We start from the raw sequence: 602 nt of genomic DNA on the forward strand, positions 1-602 counted from the left end.
GCCGGTATTGGCCGCGAATCCATCGTGCCGGTGTGCATGCAGCGCTCGGTGGACATGGTGGTGGCCCTGCTCGGCGTGGTGCATGCCGGTGCCGCCTGGTTGCCGCTGGATCCGGAACTGCCGGCAGCACGCCTGACGTTCCTGATCAACGATGCCGACGCGCAAATCACCCTGACTCAGCCCCAGTGGCTGTCGCACTTGCCCGCAGGCCATCCAGCCTGGACCCTGGATGCACTGCCCGACGCCCCGGCTGCCGAGCCGCTGAACATGGCGGCCAACGACCTCGCCTACGTGCTCTACACCTCCGGTTCCACCGGCCAGCCCAAGGGCGTGATGAACGAACACGGTGCCCTGATGAACCGCCTGCACTGGATGCAGGATGCCTTCCCCATCGGCCCGCATGACCGCGTACTGCAAAAGACCCCGTACAGTTTCGACGTGTCGGTGTGGGAGTTCTTCTGGCCGCTGATCACCGGCGCCACGCTGGTGGTCGCTCGCCCGGACGGCCATCGCGACCCGGCGTACCTCAGCCAGTTGATCCAGCAGGAACAGGTCACCACCCTGCACTTCGTGCCGTCGATGCTGCGCGCGTTTGTCGAGGA

At 66.1% G+C, this 602-nt stretch carries 1 protein-coding gene; it reads left to right on the forward strand.

Annotated features, from left to right (window positions below):
• Nucleotides 1–602 (forward strand): AMP-binding protein (locus tag ACW9IN_RS30110; protein ID WP_457369243.1); only part of this gene is annotated, 602 nt, incomplete at both ends.

Source organism: Pseudomonas sp. SDO5271_S396, assembly GCF_054071795.1.